The sequence below is a fragment of the Pseudomonas sp. PS01299 genome (genome assembly GCF_029960145.1).
Classification (GTDB): domain Bacteria; phylum Pseudomonadota; class Gammaproteobacteria; order Pseudomonadales; family Pseudomonadaceae; genus Aquipseudomonas; species Aquipseudomonas putida_A.
Genome location: NZ_JASCPO010000067.1, coordinates 1 through 21,845, shown reverse-complemented (window position 1 = coordinate 21,845; position 21,845 = coordinate 1). Strand labels below are relative to the sequence as shown.

Sequence of the window (21,845 nt, the reverse complement as noted above, 5' to 3'; positions counted from 1 at the left end):
GTCATGCAGTTGATTGAACATTCCGACTCGCCGCGCTACATCCGCCTGCACGAGCGGGACAACGTAGTGATTGTGGTCAACGACCAGGGCGTACCGGCCGGCACCGAGTTCCCGGACGGTCTGGTGACCGTGGATTTTGTGCCGCAGAGCCACAAGGTCACCCTCGAGGACATTCCCGAGGGCGGCCAGGTGATTCGCTACGGCCAGACCATCGGCTACGCGTTGCAGCCGATCCCGCGTGGCAGCTGGGTCAAGGAAGATCAACTGCGCATGCCGACCGCGCCGCCGCTGGACAGCCTGCCGCTGTCCACCGAAGTGCCGGCCGCGCAGGCCCCGCTGGAAGGCTTCACGTTCGAGGGTTATCGCAACGCCGACGGCACCGTCGGCACGCGCAATATTCTCGGGATCACCACCACGGTGCAGTGCGTGACCGGCGTGCTCGATCACGCGGTGAAACGCATCAAGGACGAGTTGCTGCCGAAATACCCGCATGTCGATGATGTGGTGGCGCTGACCCACAGTTACGGCTGCGGCGTGGCGATCACCGCCACCGACGCCTACATCCCGATCCGCACCGTGCGCAACTTGGCGCGCAACCCGAACCTGGGTGGCGAAGCGCTGGTGATCAGTCTGGGCTGCGAGAAATTGCAGGCCGGGCAGGTGATGCACGAGGACGATGCCTCGGTCGATCTCAGCGAGCCATGGCTGTATCGCCTGCAGGATTCCAGTCACGGTTTCACCGAGATGATCGAGCAGATCATGGCGCTGGCCGAAGTCCGTTTGAAGAAGCTCGACCAGCGTCGCCGCGAAACCGTGCCGGCCTCCGAGCTGATCCTCGGCATGCAGTGCGGCGGCAGCGATGCGTTCTCCGGCATCACCGCCAACCCGGCGCTGGGTTATGCCTCGGACTTGCTGCTGCGCGCCGGGGCGACGGTGATGTTTTCCGAAGTCACCGAAGTGCGCGATGCGATTTATCTGCTGACTTCGCGTGCCGAAACCAAGACCGTGGCGCAGGAACTGGTGCGTGAGATGGACTGGTACGACCGCTATCTGGCCAAGGGCGAAGCGGATCGCAGTGCCAACACTACGCCGGGCAACAAGAAGGGTGGGTTGTCGAACATTGTCGAGAAGTCGCTAGGTTCGATCGTCAAATCCGGTAGCAGCGCGATCAATGGCGTGCTCGGCCCGGGCGAGCGTTTCAAGCAGAAGGGTTTGATTTTCTGCGCCACGCCGGCGAGTGATTTTGTCTGCGGCACCTTGCAGTTGGCAGCGGGGATGAACCTGCATGTGTTCACCACCGGGCGGGGTACGCCGTATGGTTTGGCGATGGCGCCGGTGGTCAAGGTCTCGACGCGTACGGAATTGGCGCAGCGCTGGCCGGACCTGATTGACATCGATGCCGGTCGGATTGCCACCGGGCGCGCGACCATCGAGGAATTGGGCTGGGAGTTGTTCCACTACTACCTGGATGTGGCGAGCGGCAAGCAGCAGACGTGGGCGGAGAAGCACAAGCTGCATAACGACATCACCCTGTTCAATCCGGCGCCGATTACCTGATGGTTTGTGAGGCAAAAGCTACCCTCACCCCAACCCTCTCCCGGAGGGAGAGGGGGCCGATCCGGGAATATTCTAGTAATACACCGACCTGAAAGGGATCTACCGAATCCATAATCGACTCGGTCTCTCGGGTCGATGTATGACGCACCACACCTCAGTCAGCCCCCTCTCCCGGAGGGGGAGAGGGGCCGATCCGGGAATTTTAATAATACGCCGACCTGAAAATGCTTTGCCGAATCCATAGTCGACTCGGTATTGCAGGTCGATGTATGACGCACCACACCTCAGTCAGTCCCCTCTCCCTCCGGGAGAGGGTTAGGGTGAGGGGCTTTTCAAGCTTTTGGCTTATCATTAAGCCCTGACGACGCTCACCCAAAGGCTCCCCCGGCATGCTGGCAATCTTCCTCGAAACCTTGAACATCACCGCGCCGGTGTTCGCCATGCTGTTCCTCGGGGTGTTGCTCAAGCGCATCGACTGGATCAACGACAACTTCATCCACACCGCCTCGGCGCTGGTGTTCAACGTCAGCATGCCGGCGCTGCTGTTTCTCGGGATTCTGCATGCGGATCTGCACGCCGCGCTGCAACCGGCGCTGCTGATCTATTTTGCGGTTGCGACGCTGGTGAGTTTTGCTCTGGCCTGGGGCTGGGCGATCATCAAGTGCCCGCGTGAAGATCGCGGTATCTACACCCAGGGTGCGTTTCGCGGCAACAACGGGGTGATCGGTCTGGCGCTGGCGGCGAGCATGTACGGCGACTACGGGATTTCCCTCGGGGCGATTCTCGCGGCGCTGGTGATCCTGTTTTACAACACGCTGTCGACCATCGTGCTCGCGGTGTACAGCCCGGTGATCAAGTCCGATCCGTGGAGCATCTGCAAAAGCGTGTTCAGCAACCCGCTGATCATCAGCGTGATTGCCGCCGCGCCGTTCGCGTATTTCCAGATCAGCCTGCCGGGCTGGCTGGAAACCTCCGGCCAGTATCTGGCGCAAACCACTTTGCCGCTGGCGCTGATCTGCATTGGTGGCACGCTGTCACTGGCGGCGCTGCGCAAGAGCGGCAGCATGGCGCTGAGTTCGAGTCTGGTGAAGATGATCGGCCTGCCGGTGCTGGCGACGCTGGGGGCGTGGTTGTGGGGCTTTCGTGGCGCAGAGCTGGGGATTCTGTTTCTGTACTTCGGCAGCCCGACGGCGGCGGCCAGTTTCGTCATGGCCCGGGCGGCGCAGGGCAATCATGAGCTGGCAGCGGCGATCATTGTGCTGACCACGCTGATGGCGGCGGTGACCACCAATATCGGGATCTTTCTGTTGCAGTGGGGTGGGTGGATCTAGCCTGAGACTCGGGTTGCTCCTGCGGGCCTCTTCGCGAGCAAGCCCGCTCCCACAGGTTTTTGTGTTGTTAATCAGATTTCAACAACACCAAAGAACCCTGTGGGAGCGGGCTTGCTCGCGAAGGCGTCAGTCCTTTCACTCAGGTTTCTGGTAACTGTCGATCACTTCCTGCGCCGCGCGAAACGCATCAATCGCCGCCGGCACCCCGGCGTACACCGCGCAATGCAGCAGCGCCTCGCGAATCTCCTCGACCGTGCAGCCATTGTTCAGCGCACCGCGCACGTGGCCCTTCAATTCCTGCGGGCACTTCAATGCGGTCAGCGCTGCAAGGGTAATCAGGCTGCGGGTTTTCAGCGGCAGACCTTCGCGATTCCACACGCCGCCCCAGGCGTGTTCATTGACGAAATCCTGCAACGGCTGAGTGAATTCGGTGGCGTTGCCCAAGGCGCGATCAACGAACGCATCACCCATTACCTGACGGCGGATTTCAACCCCGGTTTTCTGCGAATCGGTCATGGCACATCCCTCTTGTGGTGTTGGCGGCGCCAGGCGCGTACGGACGTGAACAACAGAAACGCCAGCAGCGTCGGCAGCACGTAGAACAGCATCAGTTTTTCCAGTTTGCCGGCCAGCGGCATGCCGGTGGTGAACGACACCACGTGCAGTCCGTAAGCCGCGTACAAACCGAGCAACAGCAGACCCTCGGCGCGGGTCACACGGTAGCCGGAATAGAACACCGGCAGGCACAGCGCGGCGACGCCGAGCATCACCGGCAAGTCGAAATCCAGCGCGTTGGGCGAGACCGACAACGGCGTCGGCGCAATCAACGCAGTGACCCCGAGCACCCCGAGCAGGTTGAACAGGTTGGCGCCAATCACGTTGCCCACGGCGATATCGCGTTGTCCGCGCAATGCGGCGATCAGCGAGGTGGCGAGTTCCGGCAGCGAGGTGCCGACCGCGACCACCGTCAGACCGATCACCCGTTCGGAGAAGCCTAGATCGGTCGCCACCGCCACCGCTGCGCCGAGCAGCAAATGCCCGGCGAACACCAGCAGCGCCAGCCCGACAGCGATCATCAGCAGACTGCTGAACCACGGCGCCTTCGGGGTTTGCGGCAATTCCGAATGCGGGCGCGCCGAGTGCCGCGACTGGCGCAGCAGCAAGCCCAGGTACAACGCCAATGCCGCGAGTAGCAGTACACCGTCGAAGCGGCCGATCTGTTCGTTCCAGGCGAGGACGAACACCAGCAGGCTGGCGCCGATCATCAGTGGAATATCCAGGCGCACCAGTTGCCGCGACACCCGCAGCGGAATGATCAGCGCCGACAGGCCGAGGGTCACGAGGATGTTGAAGATGCTGCTGCCGATCACGCTGCCGACGGCAATGTCGGGGTTGTGCGCCAGGGTCGCTTGCAGGCTGACCGCCATCTGTGGGGCGCTGCTGCCGAGGGCGACGATGGTCAGGCCGATGATCAGCGGTCGCACATGCAGGCGCGCGGCCAGACGCACGGCGGCGCGCACCATCAGTTCGGCGCCGAGGATCAGCAGGATCAGGCCGCTAAGCAGCTCGATCACCTTGATCAGCGGTAAGTCGGCTAGAGCAAAAATGGTCAGCGCTCCATCAGTCGTCGAGGGCCTGTATGCGCACCCGTGCGGTGCCGCTACCGAGCATGCCGAGGCGTTCGGCGGCTTCACGCGAGACATCGATCAAGCGGCCACGGGTGTGCGGGCCACGATCGTTGATGCGCACAACGCAGGATTTGTCGTTTTTCAGGTTGGTGACCTTCACCCGGGTGCCGAATGGCAATTGGCGGTGGGCGGCGGTCAGGGAATGCTGGTTGAACGGCTCGCCACTGGCGGTGCGTTTACCGTGGTGCCTGGCACCGTAATAGGAGGCGACGCCGGTCTGGTCGTACCCGTGCGGGTCGATGATGTCGTTGCTGGCGCAACCGGCGAGCAAGGAGAGCAGGGCGCAGGCGCCGAGCAGACGTTTCATTCAAAGGCTCCACAAAACAAATGTGGAAACAACCCAATGTGGAGATCAGCTTCTGTGGCGAGGGGATTTATCCCCGATGGGGCGCGCAGCGCCCCCAAATTCCAGATACAGAAGAATTGGGGCCGCTTCGCAGCCCATCGGGGATAAATCCCCTCACCACAAAACCCCTTCAGCCATGGATTGTTCCCACAGGGGATGGAGCCAGGCTTCAGGTCTGGCCCCATTTGCATCAGCCTTCGAGCTTGCTTTTCAGCAGTTCGTTCACTTGCTGCGGGTTGGCTTTGCCTTTCGAAGCCTTCATGGCCTGACCGACAAAGAAGCCGAACATCTTGCCGCGTTTGGCTTCGTCTGCCGCACGGTATTGTTCGACCTGCTCGGCGTTGGCCGCGAGCATTTCGTCCAGCACCGCGGAGATCGCGCCGCTGTCGGTCACTTGCTTCAGACCGCGCTTGTCGATGATCTCGTCCGCCGTGCCTTCGCCGTTGGCCATCGCTTCGAACACCACTTTGGCGATCTTGCCGGAGATGGTGTTGTCCTTGATGCGCTGCAGCATGCCGCCCAGCAGCTCGGCGGACACTGGCGACTCGTCGATGTCCAGGCCTTGCTTGTTGAGCAGGCTGCCCAACTCGACCATCACCCAGTTCGCTGCCAGTTTGGCGTCACCGCCGATGGCTGCGACCTTCTCGAAGTAGTCCGCTTGCTCACGGCTGGTGGCCAGCACGTTGGCGTCGTAGGCCGACAGACCGAACTGGCTCTGGAAGCGCTCGCGTTTTTGCGGTGGCAGTTCCGGCAGGGTGGCGCGCACCTCGCCGAGGAACGACTCTTCGATGACCACTGGCAGCAGGTCCGGGTCGGGGAAGTAACGATAGTCGTTGGCTTCCTCTTTGGAGCGCATCGGACGGGTCTCGTCCTTGTTCGGATCGTACAGACGGGTCTGCTGGATCACTTTGCCGCCGTCTTCGATCAGCTCGATCTGCCGCTGGATCTCGGAGTTGATGGCCTTCTCGATGAAGCGGAACGAGTTGACGTTCTTGATCTCGCAGCGGGTGCCGAACTCGACCTGGCCTTTCGGGCGGACCGAGACGTTGCAGTCGCAACGCAGCGAACCTTCGGCCATGTTGCCGTCGCAGATGCCCAGATAACGTACCAACGCGTGGATCGCCTTGACGTAAGCCACGGCTTCCTTGGCGCTGCGCATGTCCGGCTCGGAAACGATTTCCAGCAGCGGCGTGCCGGCACGGTTCAGGTCGATGCCGGTGGCACCGTTGAATTCTTCGTGCAGACTCTTGCCGGCGTCTTCTTCCAGGTGCGCGCGGGTGATGCCGACACGTTTGACGGTGCCGTCTTCCAGCGCGATGTCCAGGTGGCCCTTGCCGACGATCGGCAATTCCATCTGACTGATCTGGTAGCCCTTCGGCAGGTCCGGGTAGAAGTAGTTTTTGCGGGCGAACACGTTGTGCTGACCGATCTCGGCGTCAATCGCCAGACCGAACATCACCGCCATGCGCACCGCTTCCTGGTTCAGCACCGGCAATACGCCGGGCATGCCCAGGTCGATCAGGCTGGCCTGGGTGTTCGGCTCGGAGCCGAACTGGGTGGAACTACCGGAAAAGATTTTCGACCGGGTAGTGAGCTGAGTGTGAATCTCCAGCCCGATCACGACTTCCCATTGCATGTGTGTCTCCTCAGAAGCCGGTTGGGGTGCGGGTGTGCCAGTCAGTGTTCAACTGATACTGATGGGCAACGTTCAACAGGCGACCTTCCTGGAAATACGGCGCAAGCAACTGCACGCCCACCGGCAGACCGTCGACAAAACCGGCCGGCATCGACAGGCCCGGCAGGCCCGCGAGGTTGGCGGTGATGGTGTAGACGTCTTCCAGATAGGCAGCGACCGGATCGCTGTTCTTCGCGCCGAGCTTCCAGGCCGGGTTCGGCGTGGTTGGGCCGAGGATGATGTCGACTTCATTAAAGGCCGCCATGAAGTCGTTTTTCACCAGACGACGGATCTTCTGCGCTTTCAGGTAGTAGGCGTCGTAGTAACCGGCGGACAGCGCGTAGGCGCCGACCATGATCCGGCGCTGCACTTCCGGCCCGAAGCCTTCGCCACGGGAGCGTTTGTACAGGTCGATCAGGTTCTCCGGGTTCTCGCAGCGATGGCCGAAGCGCACGCCGTCGAAACGCGACAGGTTCGAGGAGGCCTCGGCTGGCGCGATCACGTAGTACGCAGGAATCGCGTGCTGCATGTTCGGCAGGCTGACTTCCTTGATCACGGCACCGAGCTTCTGCAGCTCTTTGATGCTGTTCTGGATCAGCTCGGCGATGCGCGGGTCGAGACCGGCGCTGAAGTATTCCTTCGGCACGCCGATGCGCAGGCCCTGCAGCGAAGTGTTGAGGCTGGCGGAGTAATCCGGAACCGGCTCATCGATGCTGGTGGAGTCGTTCTGGTCGAACCCGGCCATACCTTGCAACAAAATCGCGCAGTCTTCGGCCGTACGCGCCAACGGGCCACCTTGGTCGAGGCTGGAGGCGTAAGCGATCATGCCCCAGCGCGAAACACGACCGTACGTCGGTTTCAGGCCTGTGAGGTTGGTGAATGCAGCGGGCTGACGGATCGAACCACCGGTATCGGTGGCCGTGGCCGCCGGCAACAGACGAGCGGCAACCGCCGCCGCCGAACCACCGGACGAACCACCCGGCACGTGTTCCAGGTTCCACGGGTTTTTCACCGCACCGTACCAGCTCGACTCGTTGGCCGAACCCATGGCGAATTCGTCCATGTTGGTCTTGCCCAGGGTCACGGCGCCGGCAGCGGCCAGTTTCGCGACCACGGTGGCGTCGTACGGGGCCTTGAAGTTGTCGAGCATCTTCGAACCGCAGCTCGTGCGGATGCCCTGGGTGCAGAACAAGTCCTTGTGGGCGATCGGCGCACCGAGCAGGGCGCCGCTCTCACCGTTGGCCCGGCGCGCGTCGGCGGCTTTCGCCTGCTCGAGTGCCAGCTCTTCGGTGAGGCTGATGAAACTGTTGAGCTGCGGATCGAGCTGGGTAATACGCGCCAGCAGGACTTTGGTCAGCTCTTCGGAGGAAAACTTTTTATCGGCGAGACCGCGGGCGATCTCGGCCAGAGTCATTTGATGCATTGCAGGCTCTTTCCCTTTAGTCGATGACTTTCGGAACCAGATACAGGCCGTTTTCGACCGCTGGTGCGATGGACTGATAGGCCTCGCGGTGATTGGTCTCGGTCACGACGTCGGCGCGCAGGCGCTGACTGGCTTCCAGCGGGTGGGCCAAAGGCTCGATACCGTCGGTATCGACGGCCTGCATTTCGTCGACCAGCCCGAGAATGCTGTTGAGGGCGGAAGTAATGTGCGGAAGATCGGCATCATTCAGGCCAAGGCAGGCCAGATGTGCGATTTTTTCCACGTCGGAGCGTTCTAGCGCCATCGGGATTCTCCAGTGGAAAACAGAACGGACGGCGTCCGTGTGTTAGATTGTCGGAACACTACCGCACTTCTACGGTCATAAGGCCGCGATTGTGGGGCTTGGTGCACAGAAAAGCGGCCAATTTAACATATTGGCGCCTTGCCCAAAATCCCTGTCGTTGTTAGAGTTTGCCGCACTTTTTTACCCACGCGTTGCCTAGGGTCCCTTTCCCATGTTCAAGAAACTGCGTGGCATGTTTTCCAGCGATCTTTCCATTGACCTGGGCACTGCCAACACCCTTATTTACGTGCGCGAGCGCGGTATCGTCCTGAATGAGCCATCGGTTGTGGCCATTCGGACACACGGTAACCAGAAAAGTGTCGTTGCTGTCGGCACCGAAGCCAAGCGCATGCTCGGCCGTACGCCGGGCAACATTGCTGCCATTCGTCCGATGAAGGACGGCGTGATCGCCGACTTCAGCGTCTGCGAAAAGATGCTGCAATACTTTATCAACAAGGTTCACGAAAACAGCTTTCTGCAGCCCAGCCCTCGTGTGCTGATCTGCGTTCCATGCAAATCCACCCAGGTTGAGCGTCGTGCCATCCGTGAATCGGCCCTCGGTGCCGGTGCCCGTGAAGTGTTCCTGATCGAAGAGCCGATGGCTGCTGCGATCGGTGCCGGCCTGCCGGTTGAAGAAGCACGCGGTTCGATGGTCGTCGATATCGGTGGTGGTACCACTGAAATCGCGCTGATCTCCCTGAACGGTGTGGTCTATGCCGAATCCGTCCGCGTGGGCGGCGACCGCTTCGACGAAGCGATCATCACCTACGTGCGCCGCAACTACGGCAGCCTGATCGGTGAATCGACTGCCGAGCGCATCAAGCAGGAAATCGGTACGGCCTACCCGGGCGGCGAAGTTCGCGAAGTCGACGTTCGCGGTCGCAACCTGGCCGAAGGCGTTCCACGTGCATTCACCCTGAACTCCAACGAAGTGCTGGAAGCTCTGCAAGAGTCCCTGGCCACTATCGTTCAGGCGGTGAAAAGCGCGCTGGAGCAATCGCCGCCGGAACTGGCTTCCGACATCGCCGAGCGTGGCCTGGTGCTGACCGGTGGTGGCGCGCTGCTGCGTGACCTCGACAAGTTGCTGGCCCAGGAAACCGGTCTGCCGGTGATTGTTGCCGAAGATCCGCTGACCTGTGTTGCTCGCGGCGGTGGCCGTGCATTGGAAATGATGGACAAGCACACCATGGACCTGCTCTCCAGCGAATAAGCGCCGGTTTGCAATACGTGGGTGAGCGCACAGGCAGCACTTTGCAGTGCTGCCTGTTGGCGTTTATCTTCTGTCAGTCTTCATCCAGGCCGGTTTGATGCCGTATGAATAAACAGAACATTTGCCTGGGAGGAGCGGCTTATTAAACCGCTTTTCGCCAAAGGCCCTTCGTTGGGTGTGCGCCTGTTGGTGCTGGCCGTGCTGTCGGTCGCGCTGATGGTGGTCGATGCCCGCTTCGACCTGCTCAAACCCGCGCGCAAACAAGCGTCGCTGGTGTTGATGGACGCCTACTGGATCACCGACCTGCCCGGACGGCTGTGGGAAGGGATCGCCAGTCAGTTCGGCAGCCGCACCGAGCTGGTCGCCGAAAACGAAAAACTCAAGACCGAGAACCTGTTGTTGCAGGGGCGCATGCAGAAGCTTGCCGCCCTTACCGAGCAGAACGTGCGGCTGCGCGAGTTGCTCAATTCCTCCGCACTGGTCAACGAAAAGGTCGAAGTGGCCGAGTTGATCGGCATGGACCCCAATCCCTTCACCCATCGCATCATCATCAATAAAGGTGAGCGCGATGGCGTGGTGCTCGGTCAGCCGGTGCTCGATGCACGCGGTCTGATGGGCCAGGTGGTCGAGTTGATGCCGTACACTTCCCGTGTGCTGCTGCTGACCGACACCACTCACAGCATTCCTGTGCAGGTGAACCGTAACGGTCTGCGGGCGATTGCCAGCGGCACCGGTAACCCGGAACGCCTGGAACTGCGGCATGTTGCCGATACCGCTGACATCAAGGAAGGCGATCTGCTGGTCAGCTCCGGCCTGGGTCAGCGCTTCCCGGCCGGTTATCCGGTGGCGACGGTCAAGGAAGTCATTCACGATTCCGGTCAGCCGTTCGCGATTGTCCGCGCGGTGCCGACCGCTGCGTTGAACCGCAGCCGTTATCTGCTGCTGGTGTTCAGTGACAACCGCACCGCCGAAGAGCGCGCCAACGATGCGGCGCAGGCCCAGGAAAATCTCGATGCGCAGGGCGGTGGCCCGATGCTTCCGGTCACGGTGCCGAAAGTTGTCAACACCCCGGCTGCCGCTGCAGCGCCAGCCGCCCCGGCAGCACCGGCCGCTGCGGCCAGCACCACGCCGGCCAAACCTGCAGCGAGCAAACCTGCTGCGACCAAGCCTGCGGCGGCGGCTAAACCGCCAGCATCCCAGCCGGCTGCGCGACCGGCGGCGAAACCACCTGCCGCCACGCCAGCCAACACAGGGAGACAAGAATAATGGTCGGCGCTACTGCTTCGCGTAACGGCTGGATTGTCTGGCTGACTTTTGTCTTCGGCATCCTGCTCAGCGTTTCACCGCTGCCGATGTTCATGGAAATCCTGCGTCCCCTCTGGCTGGCCTTGCTGCTGACTTTCTGGGCGTTGTACATGCCGCATACGGTCGGCATGGTCACCGCGTTCTGCCTGGGGCTGGCCGAAGACGTGCTGCAGGGCGATCTGCTTGGCCAGAATGCCTTGATCCTGACGCTGATCACCTTCCTCGTGCTGTCGTTGCAGCAGCGTCTGCGGATGTTCCCGATGTGGCAGCAATGCCTGGTGATCCTGGTGATCTTCGGCCTCGCTCAACTGGTTCAATTGTGGCTCAGCGCCTTGACCGGCAACCGTCAGCCAACCCTGGCGCTGGTACTGCCGGCACTGGTCAGTGCCTTGCTCTGGCCTTGGGTCAGCTTCGCTTTGCGTGGATTGCGCCGGCGCTACAAAATCAACTGATTCGGTCAGGCATGTGCCCGCACCTCGACAAGGGAGATGTCTTGATGAAGCCGCTTTACCTCGCCTCTGGTTCGCCGCGTCGGCGTGAGTTGCTCACGCAGATCGGCGTGCCGTTCTCCGCCATCAGTGCGGACATCGATGAAACCCCGCTCCCCGAAGAATCGCCAGCGGCCTATGTCGAACGCCTTGCGCGTGGCAAGGCCGAGGCCGGTCGACGCACGCTGGTGTCCGACGCGGCATTTTGCGTTCTGGGCGCAGATACCGCGGTGGTGCTCGACGGCAAAATTCTTGGCAAACCGGTGGACGAAGCCGACGCATGCGCCATGCTGATGATGTTGTCCGGCAAGGAGCATGAAGTGCTGACCGCCATCGCCGTGCTCGAAGGCGAGCGCTGTGAGTCGCGCGTGGTGCGCAGTCTGGTGCGGTTCCGCCCGATCAGCCGCGAAGAAGCGGCGGCCTACTGGGCCAGTGGCGAACCCCGGGACAAGGCTGGCGGTTATGGCATTCAGGGCCTCGGCGCGGTGTTTGTCGCCGGGCTCAATGGCAGCTATTCGGCGGTGGTCGGGCTGCCGGTTTGCGAAACCGCAGAACTGTTGGGCCATTTCGGCATACCCTGTTGGCAAAACCTGAAGGCGCAATGAGCGTCGTACGAATCAAGATGCGGCCATTATCGTGAACATGCCTGAACGAGACCCTGCCATGAGTGAAGAGATTCTGATCAACATCACGCCGATGGAATCGCGCGTGGCGGTGGTCGAAAACGGTGTGCTGCAAGAAGTCCATGTCGAGCGCACGCAAAAACGCGGGATCGTCGGCAACATCTATAAGGGCAAGATTGTCCGGGTGCTGCCGGGCATGCAGGCGGCATTCGTCGACATCGGTCTGGATCGTGCCGCGTTCATCCATGCCTCGGAAATCTCCCTGCGCGAAGGCCCGGCGGTGGAAAGCATCAGCGCGCTGGTGCACGAAGGGCAGAGCCTGGTGGTACAGGTGACCAAGGATCCGATCGGTTCCAAGGGCGCGCGCCTGACCACGCAGCTGTCGATTCCGTCGCGCTATCTGGTGTACATGCCGCGCACCGCCCACGTCGGCATTTCCCTGAAAATCGAAGACGAAGCCGAGCGCGAGCGCCTCAAACAGGTGGTCAGCGATTGTGTGGCCAAAGAAGGAATCAAGGAGGCCGGTGGCTTCATCCTGCGTACCGCCGCCGAAGGTGCCGGGGCCGATGAGATTCTCATGGACATCCGCTACCTGCGCCGCCTGTGGGATCAGATCAGTGCGCAAATCCAGACCATCGGCGCGCCGAGTGTGATCTACGAAGACCTCGGTCTGGCCCTGCGCACGTTGCGCGATCTGGTCAGCCCGAAGATCGAGAAAATCCGCATCGACTCCAGGGAAACCTTCCAGAAAACCACGCAGTTTGTGGCCGAACTGATGCCGGAAATCGCCGATCGTCTCGAACACTATCCGGGCGAGAGGCCAATTTTCGACCTGTATGGCGTCGAAGACGAAATCCAGAAAGCCCTCGAGCGCAAAGTGCCGCTCAAGTCCGGCGGCTATCTGGTGGTCGATCCGGCGGAAGCCATGACCACCATCGACGTCAATACCGGCGCGTTTGTAGGCCATCGCAATCTCGAAGAAACCATCTTCAAGACCAACCTCGAAGCCGCCACCGCGATTGCCCGGCAGATGCGCCTGCGCAATCTGGGTGGGATCATCATCATCGACTTCATCGACATGGAAGATGAAGAGCATCAGCGCCAGGTGCTGCGTACCCTGGAAAAACAGCTCGAACGTGATCACGCCAAGACCAACATCATCGGTATCACCGAGTTGGGCCTGGTGCAGATGACCCGCAAGCGCACCCGTGAAAGCCTTGAGCAAGTGCTGTGCGAGCCGTGCAGCAGTTGCCAGGGGCGGGGCAAGTTGAAGACCCCGGAAACCATCTGTTACGAGATTTTCCGCGAGATTCTGCGCGAAGCCCGCGCCTATCAGGCCGAAGGTTACCGGGTGCTGGCGAACCAGAAAGTGGTGGACCGTTTGCTCGATGAAGAATCCGGTAACGTCGCCGAGCTTGAAGGGTTTATCGGCCGCACCATACGCTTTCAGGTCGAAACCATGTATTCCCAGGAACAATATGACGTGGTGCTGCTCTGAACCCCTGCAGCACATTTAATCCACAACGGCTGGCCTCAGCTTTCAGTAGTTTTTTTGCCATGGGAGCCAACTGACATGGAGCGTCTGACACGCATTTTGGCCGCACTGACCCGCTGGGGGCTGGGCCTGTGCGCGTTGGTTCTGGTGTTGATGGCGTTGTACGTCAGCCTCGGTCGGGAACTGACGCCACTGGTGGCGGAATACCGAACCGATATCGAAGACAAGGCCACGGCTGCGCTTGGCATGCCGTTGCAGATCGGCGAGCTGGAAGGCAACTGGAGCGGCTTCGCGCCGATTCTGCTGGCCCACGATGTGATGGTCGGTGACGGCGCCAATGCCTTGCGTCTGGATCGGGTGCGCGTGGTGCCTGACCTCTGGGCCAGTCTACTGTCGCGCGAAGTGCGTATCGCCCATCTGGAATTGAACGGCCTGAAGATCAGTGTCAAAGAAGCACAGGACGGCACCTGGGCGCTGGAAGGCCTGCCGGTGCAGAACGATCAGCCGCTGGATCCCGAACAATTGTTCAAGCGCTCGCAGATGGTTCAGCAACTGTCGGTGCTCGACAGTCAGGTGACCGTGCAGCCGCTGGATCAGGCGCCGATGACCTTTACGTATGTCGGCCTCAATCTGAAAACCGGCAGCAGCCGTCAGCGTCTTGATGCTCGTCTGACCTTGCCCGACGGGCAACCGGTGGCGATGAGCCTGCGTACACGGATTCGCCCCTCTCAATTGCCGGACAGTTCGCTGGAGGGTTATGTCAGCCTGCCGCAAAGCGATTGGTCGAAGTGGCTGCCGGAGCGTTTGACCCAACAGTGGAATTTTTCCGAGATCAAGGCTGGCGGCGAGCTGTGGGTGAACTGGAACGACGGCGCTCTGCAAAGCGCCGCCATCCGTTTGAACGCACCACAGGTGACCGGCGCTTATGCCGAGCGCAAGCCGATCAAGATCAGCAATCTGGCGCTCAACGGCTATTACCAGCGCGATGACGAGGGCGCGATTGTCACTCTCGATTCGCTGGCGATGAACTTCGGCGAGACCCGCTGGGAATCCCATGTGCAGCTCAAGCAGACGGTGGCCACCGATAAAACCGATGAGTTGTGGCACTTGCAGGCCGACCGCCTCGACCTGACACCGATCACGCCGTTGCTCAATGCGCTGGGGCCGTTGCCCGAAAACGTCGCTACGGTCGTCGACCACCTGAAGGTGACGGGTGGACTGCGCAACGTGCTGCTGGATTTTCGTCCCAATGCCACCGACGGCTCGAAATTCGGCTTTGCGGCCAACCTCGATAATGTCGGTTTCGATGCCTATCACGGTGCCCCGGCGGCGCGAAACGTCAGTGGCAGCCTCAGCGGCAACCTCGACGGTGGCGAGTTGCGCCTGGACAGCAAGGATTTCGTCCTGCACCTCGACCCGATCTTCGCCAAGCCATGGCAATACATCCAGGCCAATGCCCGACTGACCTGGAAGCTCGATAAAGAAGGTTTCACCCTGATCGCGCCGTACCTGAAAGTGCTGGGCGAAGAGGGCAAGATTGCCGGCGACTTCCTGATCCGCCTGCACTTCGACCATAGCCAGGAAGACTACATGGACCTGCGCGTCGGGCTGGTCGATGGCGATGGTCGCTACACCGCCAAATACCTGCCCGAAGTCTTGAGCCCGGCCCTCGACGAGTGGCTGCGTACAGCGATCCTCAAGGGCGCCGTGGATCAGGGCTTCTTCCAGTACCAGGGTTCGCTGAGCAAAAACGCCAAGGACGTGGATCGCAGCATCAGCCTGTTCTTCAAGGTGCATGACGCCGAGCTGGCGTTCCAGCCGGGCTGGCCGCACGTGAGCAAGGTCAGCGGCGATGTGTTCATCGAGGACAGCGGCGTGCGCATCGTGGCCGACAAGGGCCAGTTGCTCGACACCCAGGTCAGCGACGTTTTCGTCAACATTCCCCATGTGCCGGCCGGGCAACCTACCCATCTGTTGCTCGACGGCGGATTTGCCGGCGGGCTGGGCGATGGCCTGAAAATTCTCCAGACCGCGCCGATCGGTACCGGCGAAACCTTTGCCGGCTGGGAAGGCGAGGGCGATTTGCAGGGCAAGGTCAAACTCGACATTCCGCTGGAAAAGGGCGATCTGCCGAAGATCCTCGTCGATTTCAAAACCGCCAATGCGCGCCTGAAACTGGCCGAGCCGAAGCTGGAACTGAGCCAGCTCAAGGGCGATTTCCGTTTTGACAGCGCCAAGGGGCTGAGCGGGCAGAACATCGCCGCCAGGGCCTTCGACAAGCCGGTGACCGCGCAGATTTTCGCTGATGGCAGCCCGAACAAGCTCAAGACTCGGGTCGCGGCTTCCGGGCAGGTCGAGGTCAAGAAGCTCACTGACTGGCTGGGCGTGACTCAGCCGTTGCCGGTGTCCGGGACCCTTCCGTATCAGTTGCAGGTCAACCTTGACGGCACTGACAGTCAGCTCACTGTCAGCTCCAGCATGAAAGGCGTGGCAGTGGATCTGCCGGCACCGTTTGGCATGTCGGCCGAGCAGGGTCGTGACACGGTGTTCCGCATGACGTTGCAAGGTGCGGAGCGGCGTTACTGGGTCAACTACGATCAGCTGGCGAGCTTCACCTTCGCCGCGCCGCCGAGCAATATCGCCGATGGTCGCGGTGAGCTGTTCCTCGGTACGGGCGACGCCGTACTGCCGGAGGCCAAGGGCTTGCGCATTCGCGGTGTGCTGTCGGAGCTGGACGTCGCGCCGTGGCAGGATCTGGTCAGCAAATACGCCGGCAACGATCCGGGCGGCAGTGCCAAGCAATTGCTCAACAGTGCCGACTTCAAGGTGGGCAAGCTCACCGCCTTCGGCACCACGCTGGATCAGGCTGCTGTACAGGTCAATCGCAAGCCATGGGCGTGGAATCTGGCGCTCGAAAGCCAGCAGGCCAAGGGTTCGGCCAGCCTGCCCGATGCCAAGGGCGCGCCGATCGCGGTCAATCTGCAATACGTACGTCTGCCGGCGCCGGATCCGACGGTGCAGGCTGACGAGAATTCGCCTGATCCGCTGGTTTCGGTCGACCCGACCAAGATTCCCGCGCTGGATATCACCATCAATCAGTTGTTTCTGGGCCAGGATCTGGTGGGCGGCTGGTCGCTCAAGGTTCGACCGACGGCCAAAGGCATTGCCCTGAACAATCTCGATATGGGCCTCAAGGGCATTCTGTTGCAGGGCAATGGCGGCTGGGAAGGGGCGCCGGGTTCGACCAACAGCTGGTTCAAGGGCCGGATCAGCGGCAAAAACCTTGCCGATGTGCTCAAGGGCTGGGGCTTTGCGCCGAGCGTGACCAGTGAAGAGTTCCACATGGATGTCGATGGCCGCTGGCCGGGCTCGCCGGCATGGCTGGCAACCAAGCGCTTCTCCGGCACGCTGGATGCCTCGCTCAATAAAGGTCAGTTCGTTGAAGTGGAGGGCGGCGCGCAGGCGTTGCGGGTGTTTGGCCTGCTCAACTTCAACTCCATCGGCCGTCGCCTGCGTCTGGACTTCTCCGACTTGTTTGGCAAAGGCTTGAGCTACGATCGGGTCAAGGGCCTGTTGGTGGCTAATAACGGCGTGTATGTCACCCGCGAGCCGATTCGTCTGACCGGTCCTTCGAGCAATCTTGAGCTGGACGGTACGCTGGATCTGGTCGGCGATCAGGTCGACGCGAAATTGCTGGTGACCTTGCCGGTGACCAACAACCTGCCGATTGCCGCGTTGATCGTCGGCGCGCCGGCGGTCGGCGGGGCGTTGTTCCTGATCGACAAGCTGATCGGCGACCGCGTGGCACGCTTCGCCAGCGTCAAGTACACCGTCAAAGGCCCGTGGAAAGAGCCGAAAATCACCTTCGACAAGCCTTTTTGAACAGCCACATCCCAGGCCTATGGAGTAGCATGGCCGCATACCTGTTACGGAGTGCGCCATGTCTTTAGCGGTGATTCAAATGGTCAGCCAGAGCGATGTGCTGGCCAATCTGGCGCAGGCTCGACGCCTGCTCGAACAGGCTGCGGCCAGCGGCGCGAAGCTGGCAGTGCTGCCGGAAAACTTCGCGGCCATGGGCCGTCGCGACATCGCCGATATCGGCCGCGCCGAAGCGCTCGGCGAAGGGCCGATCCTGCCATGGTTGAAACAGACCGCCCGCGACCTCAAGTTATGGATAGTGGCCGGCACCTTGCCGTTGCCACCGCTCGGGCAACCGGACGCCAAGTCCCACGCCTGCTCGCTGCTGGTCAACGATCAGGGTGAAACCGTGGCGCGGTATGACAAGCTGCACCTGTTCGATGTCGATGTGGCGGACAATCGCGGGCGGTACCGTGAATCCGATGACTATGCTTATGGCAGTGGCGTGGTGGTCGCGGACACGCCGGTTGGCCGAGTTGGCCTGACCGTATGCTACGACCTGCGCTTTCCGGAGCTGTACAGCGAATTGCGCGCTGCCGGGGCCGAGTTGATTACCGCCCCATCGGCCTTCACCGCAGTGACCGGTGCGGCGCATTGGGACGTGCTGATTCGCGCCCGGGCCATCGAGACTCAGTGTTACGTATTGGCGGCAGCACAGGGCGGGACCCACCCGGGACCGCGTGAGACCTTCGGTCATGCGGCGATTATCGATCCGTGGGGCCGGGTGCTGGCGCATCAGGATCAAGGCGAAGCGGTGTTGCTGGCCGCTCGCGACAGTGATGAACAAGCGTCTATCAGGGCGCGAATGCCGGTGACGAATCATCGGCGGTTTTTCTCGCAGGGCGCCCAGCGGCCTGCTTCAGAACATGAATTTAAGGCGTAAACCTATGAGCGAGTTGTTGTCCTCAGTCAGTGATCACCTGTTGGCGCCCGGCGGCGTGACCATCGAGAGCCTGCAAGGCGTGCTCGGCGATCTGGCAGGCCCGGGCATCGATGCTGCCGACCTGTATTTCCAGGGCCAGATCTCTGAGTCGTGGTCGCTGGAGGACGGTATCGTCAAGGAAGGCAGCTTCAACCTCGACCAAGGTGTTGGCGTGCGTGCGCAGTCCGGCGAGAAAACCGGTTTTGCCTACAGCAACGCGATCACCCTCGAAGCCCTGGGCGCTGCCGCCCGTGCCGCCCGCTCGATCTCCCGCGCCGGGCAGAACGGCACGGTGCAGGCGTTCAGCACTCAGGATGTCGCGCAGTTGTATGCGCCGGACAATCCGCTGGAAGTGCTGAGCCGCGCCGAGAAAGTCGAGCTGCTCAAGCGCATCGACGTCGCCACCCGCGCCCTCGATCCACGGATTCAGCAGGTCAGCGTGAGCATGGCCGGGGTCTGGGAACGGATTCTGGTGGCGTCCACCGACGGTGGCCTGGCCGCTGATGTGCGTCCGCTGGTACGTTTCAACGTCAGCGTGATCGTCGAGCAGAATGGCCGTCGCGAGCGCGGCGGACATGGCGGCGGCGGGCGTACCGACTACCGTTATTTCCTCGCCGAAGACCGTGCCATGGGCTATGCCCGTGAAGCACTGCGTCAGGCGCTGGTGAATCTGGAAGCGATTCCGGCACCGGCCGGCACCTTGCCTGTCGTCCTCGGTTCGGGCTGGTCCGGCGTGCTGCTGCACGAAGCGGTCGGTCACGGTCTGGAAGGCGACTTCAACCGCAAGGGCAGTTCGGCCTACAGCGGGCGGATGGGCGAAATGGTTGCCTCCAAGCTCTGCACCATTGTCGATGACGGCACGTTGAGCGGTCGTCGCGGCTCGCTGAGCGTCGACGACGAAGGCACTCCGACCGAGTGCACCACGCTGATCGAGAACGGCGTGCTCAAAGGTTACATGCAGGACAAGCTCAATGCGCGTCTGATGGGCGTGGCCCGTACCGGCAACGGTCGTCGCGAGTCCTACGCGCATCTGCCGATGCCGCGCATGACCAACACCTACATGCTCGGAGGCGAGAGCGATCCGGCGGAAATCATCGCGTCGGTGAAGAAGGGCATCTACTGCGCCAACCTTGGCGGCGGTCAGGTCGACATCACCAGCGGCAAGTTCGTGTTCTCCACCAGTGAGGCGTACCTGATCGAGGACGGCAAGATCACCGCGCCGGTCAAGGGCGCGACGTTGATCGGCAACGGCCCCGAGGCGATGAGCCGGGTGTCGATGGTCGGTAACGATCTGGCGCTGGACAGCGGTGTGGGCACGTGCGGCAAGGACGGGCAGTCGGTGCCGGTGGGTGTCGGTCAGCCGACGCTGAAGATCGATGCGATTACCGTGGGTGGCACGGGCGCATAAAAAGAGGTGGAGCTGCGGGTGGCGCGCAGGGCGGCCACCCGATGGCGAGTATCAACGCAGGCCGCGTTGCGTATCGTCCAGCTCACGGATGTACTTGAAGATCTTGCGGCTGGAAGCAGGAGGTTTGTTTTGCGCAACCTCGTGCTGAGCCTGACGGATCAGGGAACGCAGTTGCTGGCGATCGGCGTCGGGGTATTCGACGACGAATTTCTCCAGCACGGCATCGTCACCGGCGATCAGGCGGTCACGCCAGCGTTCGAGGTTGTGGAAACGCTCGTTGTACTGACGGGTGGAGGCATCGAGTTGATCGAGCAGGACCAGAATCGCGTCAGTGTCCTGATCGCGCATCAGTTTGCCGATGAACTGCAGGTGCCGTTTACGCGCGATGTTCGCGGTGTGCTTCGGCGCATCAGCCAGGGCCCGGCGCAAGGCGTCGGTCAATGGCAGTTTTGCCTGCAAGTCGGGCTTGAGTGTTGTAAGGCGCTCGCCAAGGTCAACCAGAGCATGCAGCTCGCGTTTGACCTGAGATTTGCTTTTTTCTCCCGTATCGAGGGAGTCGTCGTAAGAATCAACCATGGTGGCAGTCCGCAAAGAAACGCCGCCATGATAACCAGTCGGGGGCCGCTTGTCCGGCCCGGTCGCTCGATGACCCCAGCCGAAAGCAGAATTTGAGTGGAGATGAGCATGAGTGCAGTTCAAAGCGTCGGCCCGCAAGCATTGCCGGCACTGCAGGAACAGGTCGAGCAGATCATCGCCGAAGCCAAGCGTCAGGGCGCCAGTGCCTGCGAAGTCGCGGTGTCGCTGGAGCAGGGTTTGTCGACGTCGGTGCGTCAGCGTGAGGTCGAGACGGTCGAATTCAATCGCGACCAAGGCTTTGGCATCACCTTGTATGTTGGCCAGCGAAAAGGCTCGGCAAGCACCTCCGCCACCGGGCCGGACGCGATTCGTGAAACCGTTGCCGCTGCACTGGCGATCGCCAAACATACCTCTGAAGACGAAGCCTCGGACCTCGCCGATGCCGCGCTGATGGCCAGGGATGTGCAGGATTTCGACCTGTTCCACGAATGGGACATCACCCCGGAGCAGGCCATCGAGAAGGCGTTGCTCTGTGAAGCCGCCGCGTTCGACGCCGATGCGCGAATCAAGAACGCCGACGGCACCACCCTCAGCACCCATCAGGGCTGCCGTGTATATGGCAACAGCCACGGTTTCATCGGCGGTTACGCGTCGACCCGGCACAGCCTGAGCTGCGTGATGATCGCCGAAGCCGACGGCCAGATGCAGCGCGATTACTGGTATGACGTCAATCGTCAGGGCAGCCTGCTGGCGGATCCGGTGAGCATCGGCCAGCGTGCCGCGCAACGCGCCGCGAGCCGTCTGGGCGCGCGTCCGGTGCCGACCTGCGAAGTGCCGGTGCTGTTTTCCGCTGAACTGGCGGGCGGCTTGTTCGGCAGCTTCCTGTCGGCGGTTTCTGGCGGCAGTCTGTATCGCAAATCGTCGTTCCTCGAAGGCACGCTGGGGCAGAAATTGTTTCCGGAATGGCTGACCATCGATGAGCGTCCGCATCTGATGCGCGCCATGGGCAGTGCGTCCTACGACGGTGATGGTCTGGCCACCTACGCCAAACCGTTCGTCGAGAAGGGCGAGTTGGTGTCGTACATCCTCGGCACGTACTCCGGGCGCAAACTCGGCATGCCGAGCACCGCCAACGCGGGAGGCGTGCATAACCTGTTCGTCACTCACGGTGATGAAGATCAGGCGGCGCTGTTGAAGCGCATGGGCCGTGGCTTGTTGGTTACCGAGTTGATGGGCCATGGCTTGAACATGGTCACCGGCGACTATTCGCGTGGTGCGGCGGGGTTCTGGGTCGAGAATGGCGAAATCCAGTTCGCGGTGCAGGAAGTGACCATCGCCGGCAATATGCGCGACATGTTCAAGCAGATCGTCGCGGTCGGTAATGATCTGGAGCTGCGCAGCAATATTCGCACGGGTTCGGTGTTGATCGAGCGGATGACTGTCGCGGGCAGCTAAGCCCCAGCGGTCAGACAAGAAAGGCGCGCCACCTCATCGGGTGGCGCGCCTTTTTTCTTGGCTCCACACAAAACCTTGTGGG

General features: G+C 61.6%; 18 protein-coding genes. 11 read left to right on the top strand and 7 right to left on the bottom strand.

From position 1 onward, the window contains the following. Positions 1-3: 3 nt before the first annotated feature. Together garD and QMX91_RS14245 are read left to right on the top strand one after the other, a co-directional pair. Positions 4-1,557 (top strand): galactarate dehydratase, encoded by a 1,554-nt coding sequence (gene garD, locus QMX91_RS14250; protein WP_027610829.1) that lies wholly within the window; start codon positions 4-6, stop codon positions 1,555-1,557. A gap of 389 nt (positions 1,558-1,946) precedes the next feature. After that, positions 1,947-2,888: an AEC family transporter gene (locus QMX91_RS14245; protein WP_041072811.1), complete on the top strand. Its 942-nt coding sequence runs from the start codon at positions 1,947-1,949 to the stop codon at positions 2,886-2,888. Between the two features lie 135 nt (positions 2,889-3,023). Here QMX91_RS14245 and QMX91_RS14240 read toward each other — a convergent pair whose 3' ends face one another. The 6 genes from QMX91_RS14240 to gatC form a co-directional block, all read right to left on the bottom strand. Next, positions 3,024-3,404 carry a carboxymuconolactone decarboxylase family protein gene (locus QMX91_RS14240; protein ID WP_003221648.1) on the bottom strand — a complete coding sequence of 127 codons (381 nt, stop codon included), beginning with the start codon at positions 3,402-3,404 and terminating at the stop codon, positions 3,024-3,026. After that, entirely contained in the window at positions 3,401-4,462 is a 1,062-nt protein-coding gene (locus QMX91_RS14235) for a calcium/sodium antiporter (protein WP_282412927.1), read from the bottom strand. The genes QMX91_RS14240 and QMX91_RS14235 overlap by 4 nt, the downstream gene beginning before the upstream one ends. A gap of 46 nt (positions 4,463-4,508) precedes the next feature. Next, complete coding sequence (locus tag QMX91_RS14230; RefSeq protein ID WP_202370182.1) at positions 4,509-4,883, bottom strand: septal ring lytic transglycosylase RlpA family protein; 375 nt, start codon at positions 4,881-4,883, stop codon at positions 4,509-4,511. Between the two features lie 229 nt (positions 4,884-5,112). Then, a complete protein-coding gene (gatB, locus tag QMX91_RS14225) occupies positions 5,113-6,558 on the bottom strand; it encodes an Asp-tRNA(Asn)/Glu-tRNA(Gln) amidotransferase subunit GatB (protein WP_007961565.1) in 1,446 nt (481 codons plus the stop codon). 10 nt (positions 6,559-6,568) lie between these two features. Continuing rightward, positions 6,569-8,020 carry an Asp-tRNA(Asn)/Glu-tRNA(Gln) amidotransferase subunit GatA gene (gene gatA / locus QMX91_RS14220; RefSeq protein WP_282412926.1) on the bottom strand — a complete coding sequence of 484 codons (1,452 nt, stop codon included), beginning with the start codon at positions 8,018-8,020 and terminating at the stop codon, positions 6,569-6,571. 16 nt (positions 8,021-8,036) lie between these two features. Beyond that, positions 8,037-8,324 (bottom strand): Asp-tRNA(Asn)/Glu-tRNA(Gln) amidotransferase subunit GatC, encoded by a 288-nt coding sequence (gatC, locus tag QMX91_RS14215; protein ID WP_003221657.1) that lies wholly within the window; start codon positions 8,322-8,324, stop codon positions 8,037-8,039. 211 nt (positions 8,325-8,535) lie between these two features. Between gatC and mreB the strand changes: the two genes are divergently transcribed. The 8 genes from mreB to tldD all read left to right on the top strand — a co-directional run bounded on the left by mreB (position 8,536) and on the right by tldD (position 19,732). Continuing rightward, positions 8,536-9,573 carry a rod shape-determining protein MreB gene (gene mreB, locus QMX91_RS14210; protein WP_002555108.1) on the top strand — a complete coding sequence of 346 codons (1,038 nt, stop codon included), beginning with the start codon at positions 8,536-8,538 and terminating at the stop codon, positions 9,571-9,573. Between the two features lie 141 nt (positions 9,574-9,714). Continuing rightward, positions 9,715-10,839 (top strand): rod shape-determining protein MreC, encoded by a 1,125-nt coding sequence (gene mreC, locus QMX91_RS14205; RefSeq protein ID WP_282412929.1) that lies wholly within the window; start codon positions 9,715-9,717, stop codon positions 10,837-10,839. Next, on the top strand, positions 10,839-11,330 hold the full coding sequence (gene mreD / locus QMX91_RS14200; protein WP_096795347.1) for a rod shape-determining protein MreD: 492 nt from the start codon (positions 10,839-10,841) through the stop codon (positions 11,328-11,330). Before mreC ends, mreD begins: the two co-directional genes overlap by 1 nt. Positions 11,331-11,374: 44 nt before the next feature. Beyond that, positions 11,375-11,971: a Maf family protein gene (locus tag QMX91_RS14195; protein ID WP_282412925.1), complete on the top strand. Its 597-nt coding sequence runs from the start codon at positions 11,375-11,377 to the stop codon at positions 11,969-11,971. Between the two features lie 58 nt (positions 11,972-12,029). Beyond that, positions 12,030-13,487, top strand: a complete 1,458-nt coding sequence (gene rng, locus QMX91_RS14190) for a ribonuclease G (RefSeq protein WP_123587256.1) — start codon at positions 12,030-12,032, stop codon at positions 13,485-13,487. A 75-nt stretch (positions 13,488-13,562) separates the two neighbouring features. After that, the gene (locus tag QMX91_RS14185; RefSeq protein WP_282412924.1) at positions 13,563-17,366 is read left to right on the top strand and encodes a YhdP family protein; all 3,804 of its coding nucleotides are present in this window, start codon (positions 13,563-13,565) and stop codon (positions 17,364-17,366) included. 58 nt (positions 17,367-17,424) lie between these two features. After that, positions 17,425-18,285, top strand: coding sequence for a carbon-nitrogen hydrolase family protein (locus QMX91_RS14180; protein WP_095139487.1), 861 nt, complete (start codon positions 17,425-17,427; stop codon positions 18,283-18,285). 4 nt (positions 18,286-18,289) lie between these two features. Beyond that, a complete protein-coding gene (gene tldD / locus QMX91_RS14175) occupies positions 18,290-19,732 on the top strand; it encodes a metalloprotease TldD (protein ID WP_007961588.1) in 1,443 nt (480 codons plus the stop codon). A gap of 51 nt (positions 19,733-19,783) precedes the next feature. Here the strand turns inward: tldD and yjgA are convergent, their stop codons facing one another. Further along, positions 19,784-20,308, bottom strand: a complete 525-nt coding sequence (yjgA, locus tag QMX91_RS14170; RefSeq protein WP_003221672.1) for a ribosome biogenesis factor YjgA — start codon at positions 20,306-20,308, stop codon at positions 19,784-19,786. 102 nt (positions 20,309-20,410) lie between these two features. Here yjgA and pmbA point away from each other — a divergent pair, with 102 nt between their 5' ends. Then, entirely contained in the window at positions 20,411-21,763 is a 1,353-nt protein-coding gene (gene pmbA, locus QMX91_RS14165; protein WP_282412923.1) for a metalloprotease PmbA, read from the top strand. The last annotated feature ends 82 nt before the right edge of the window (positions 21,764-21,845 follow it).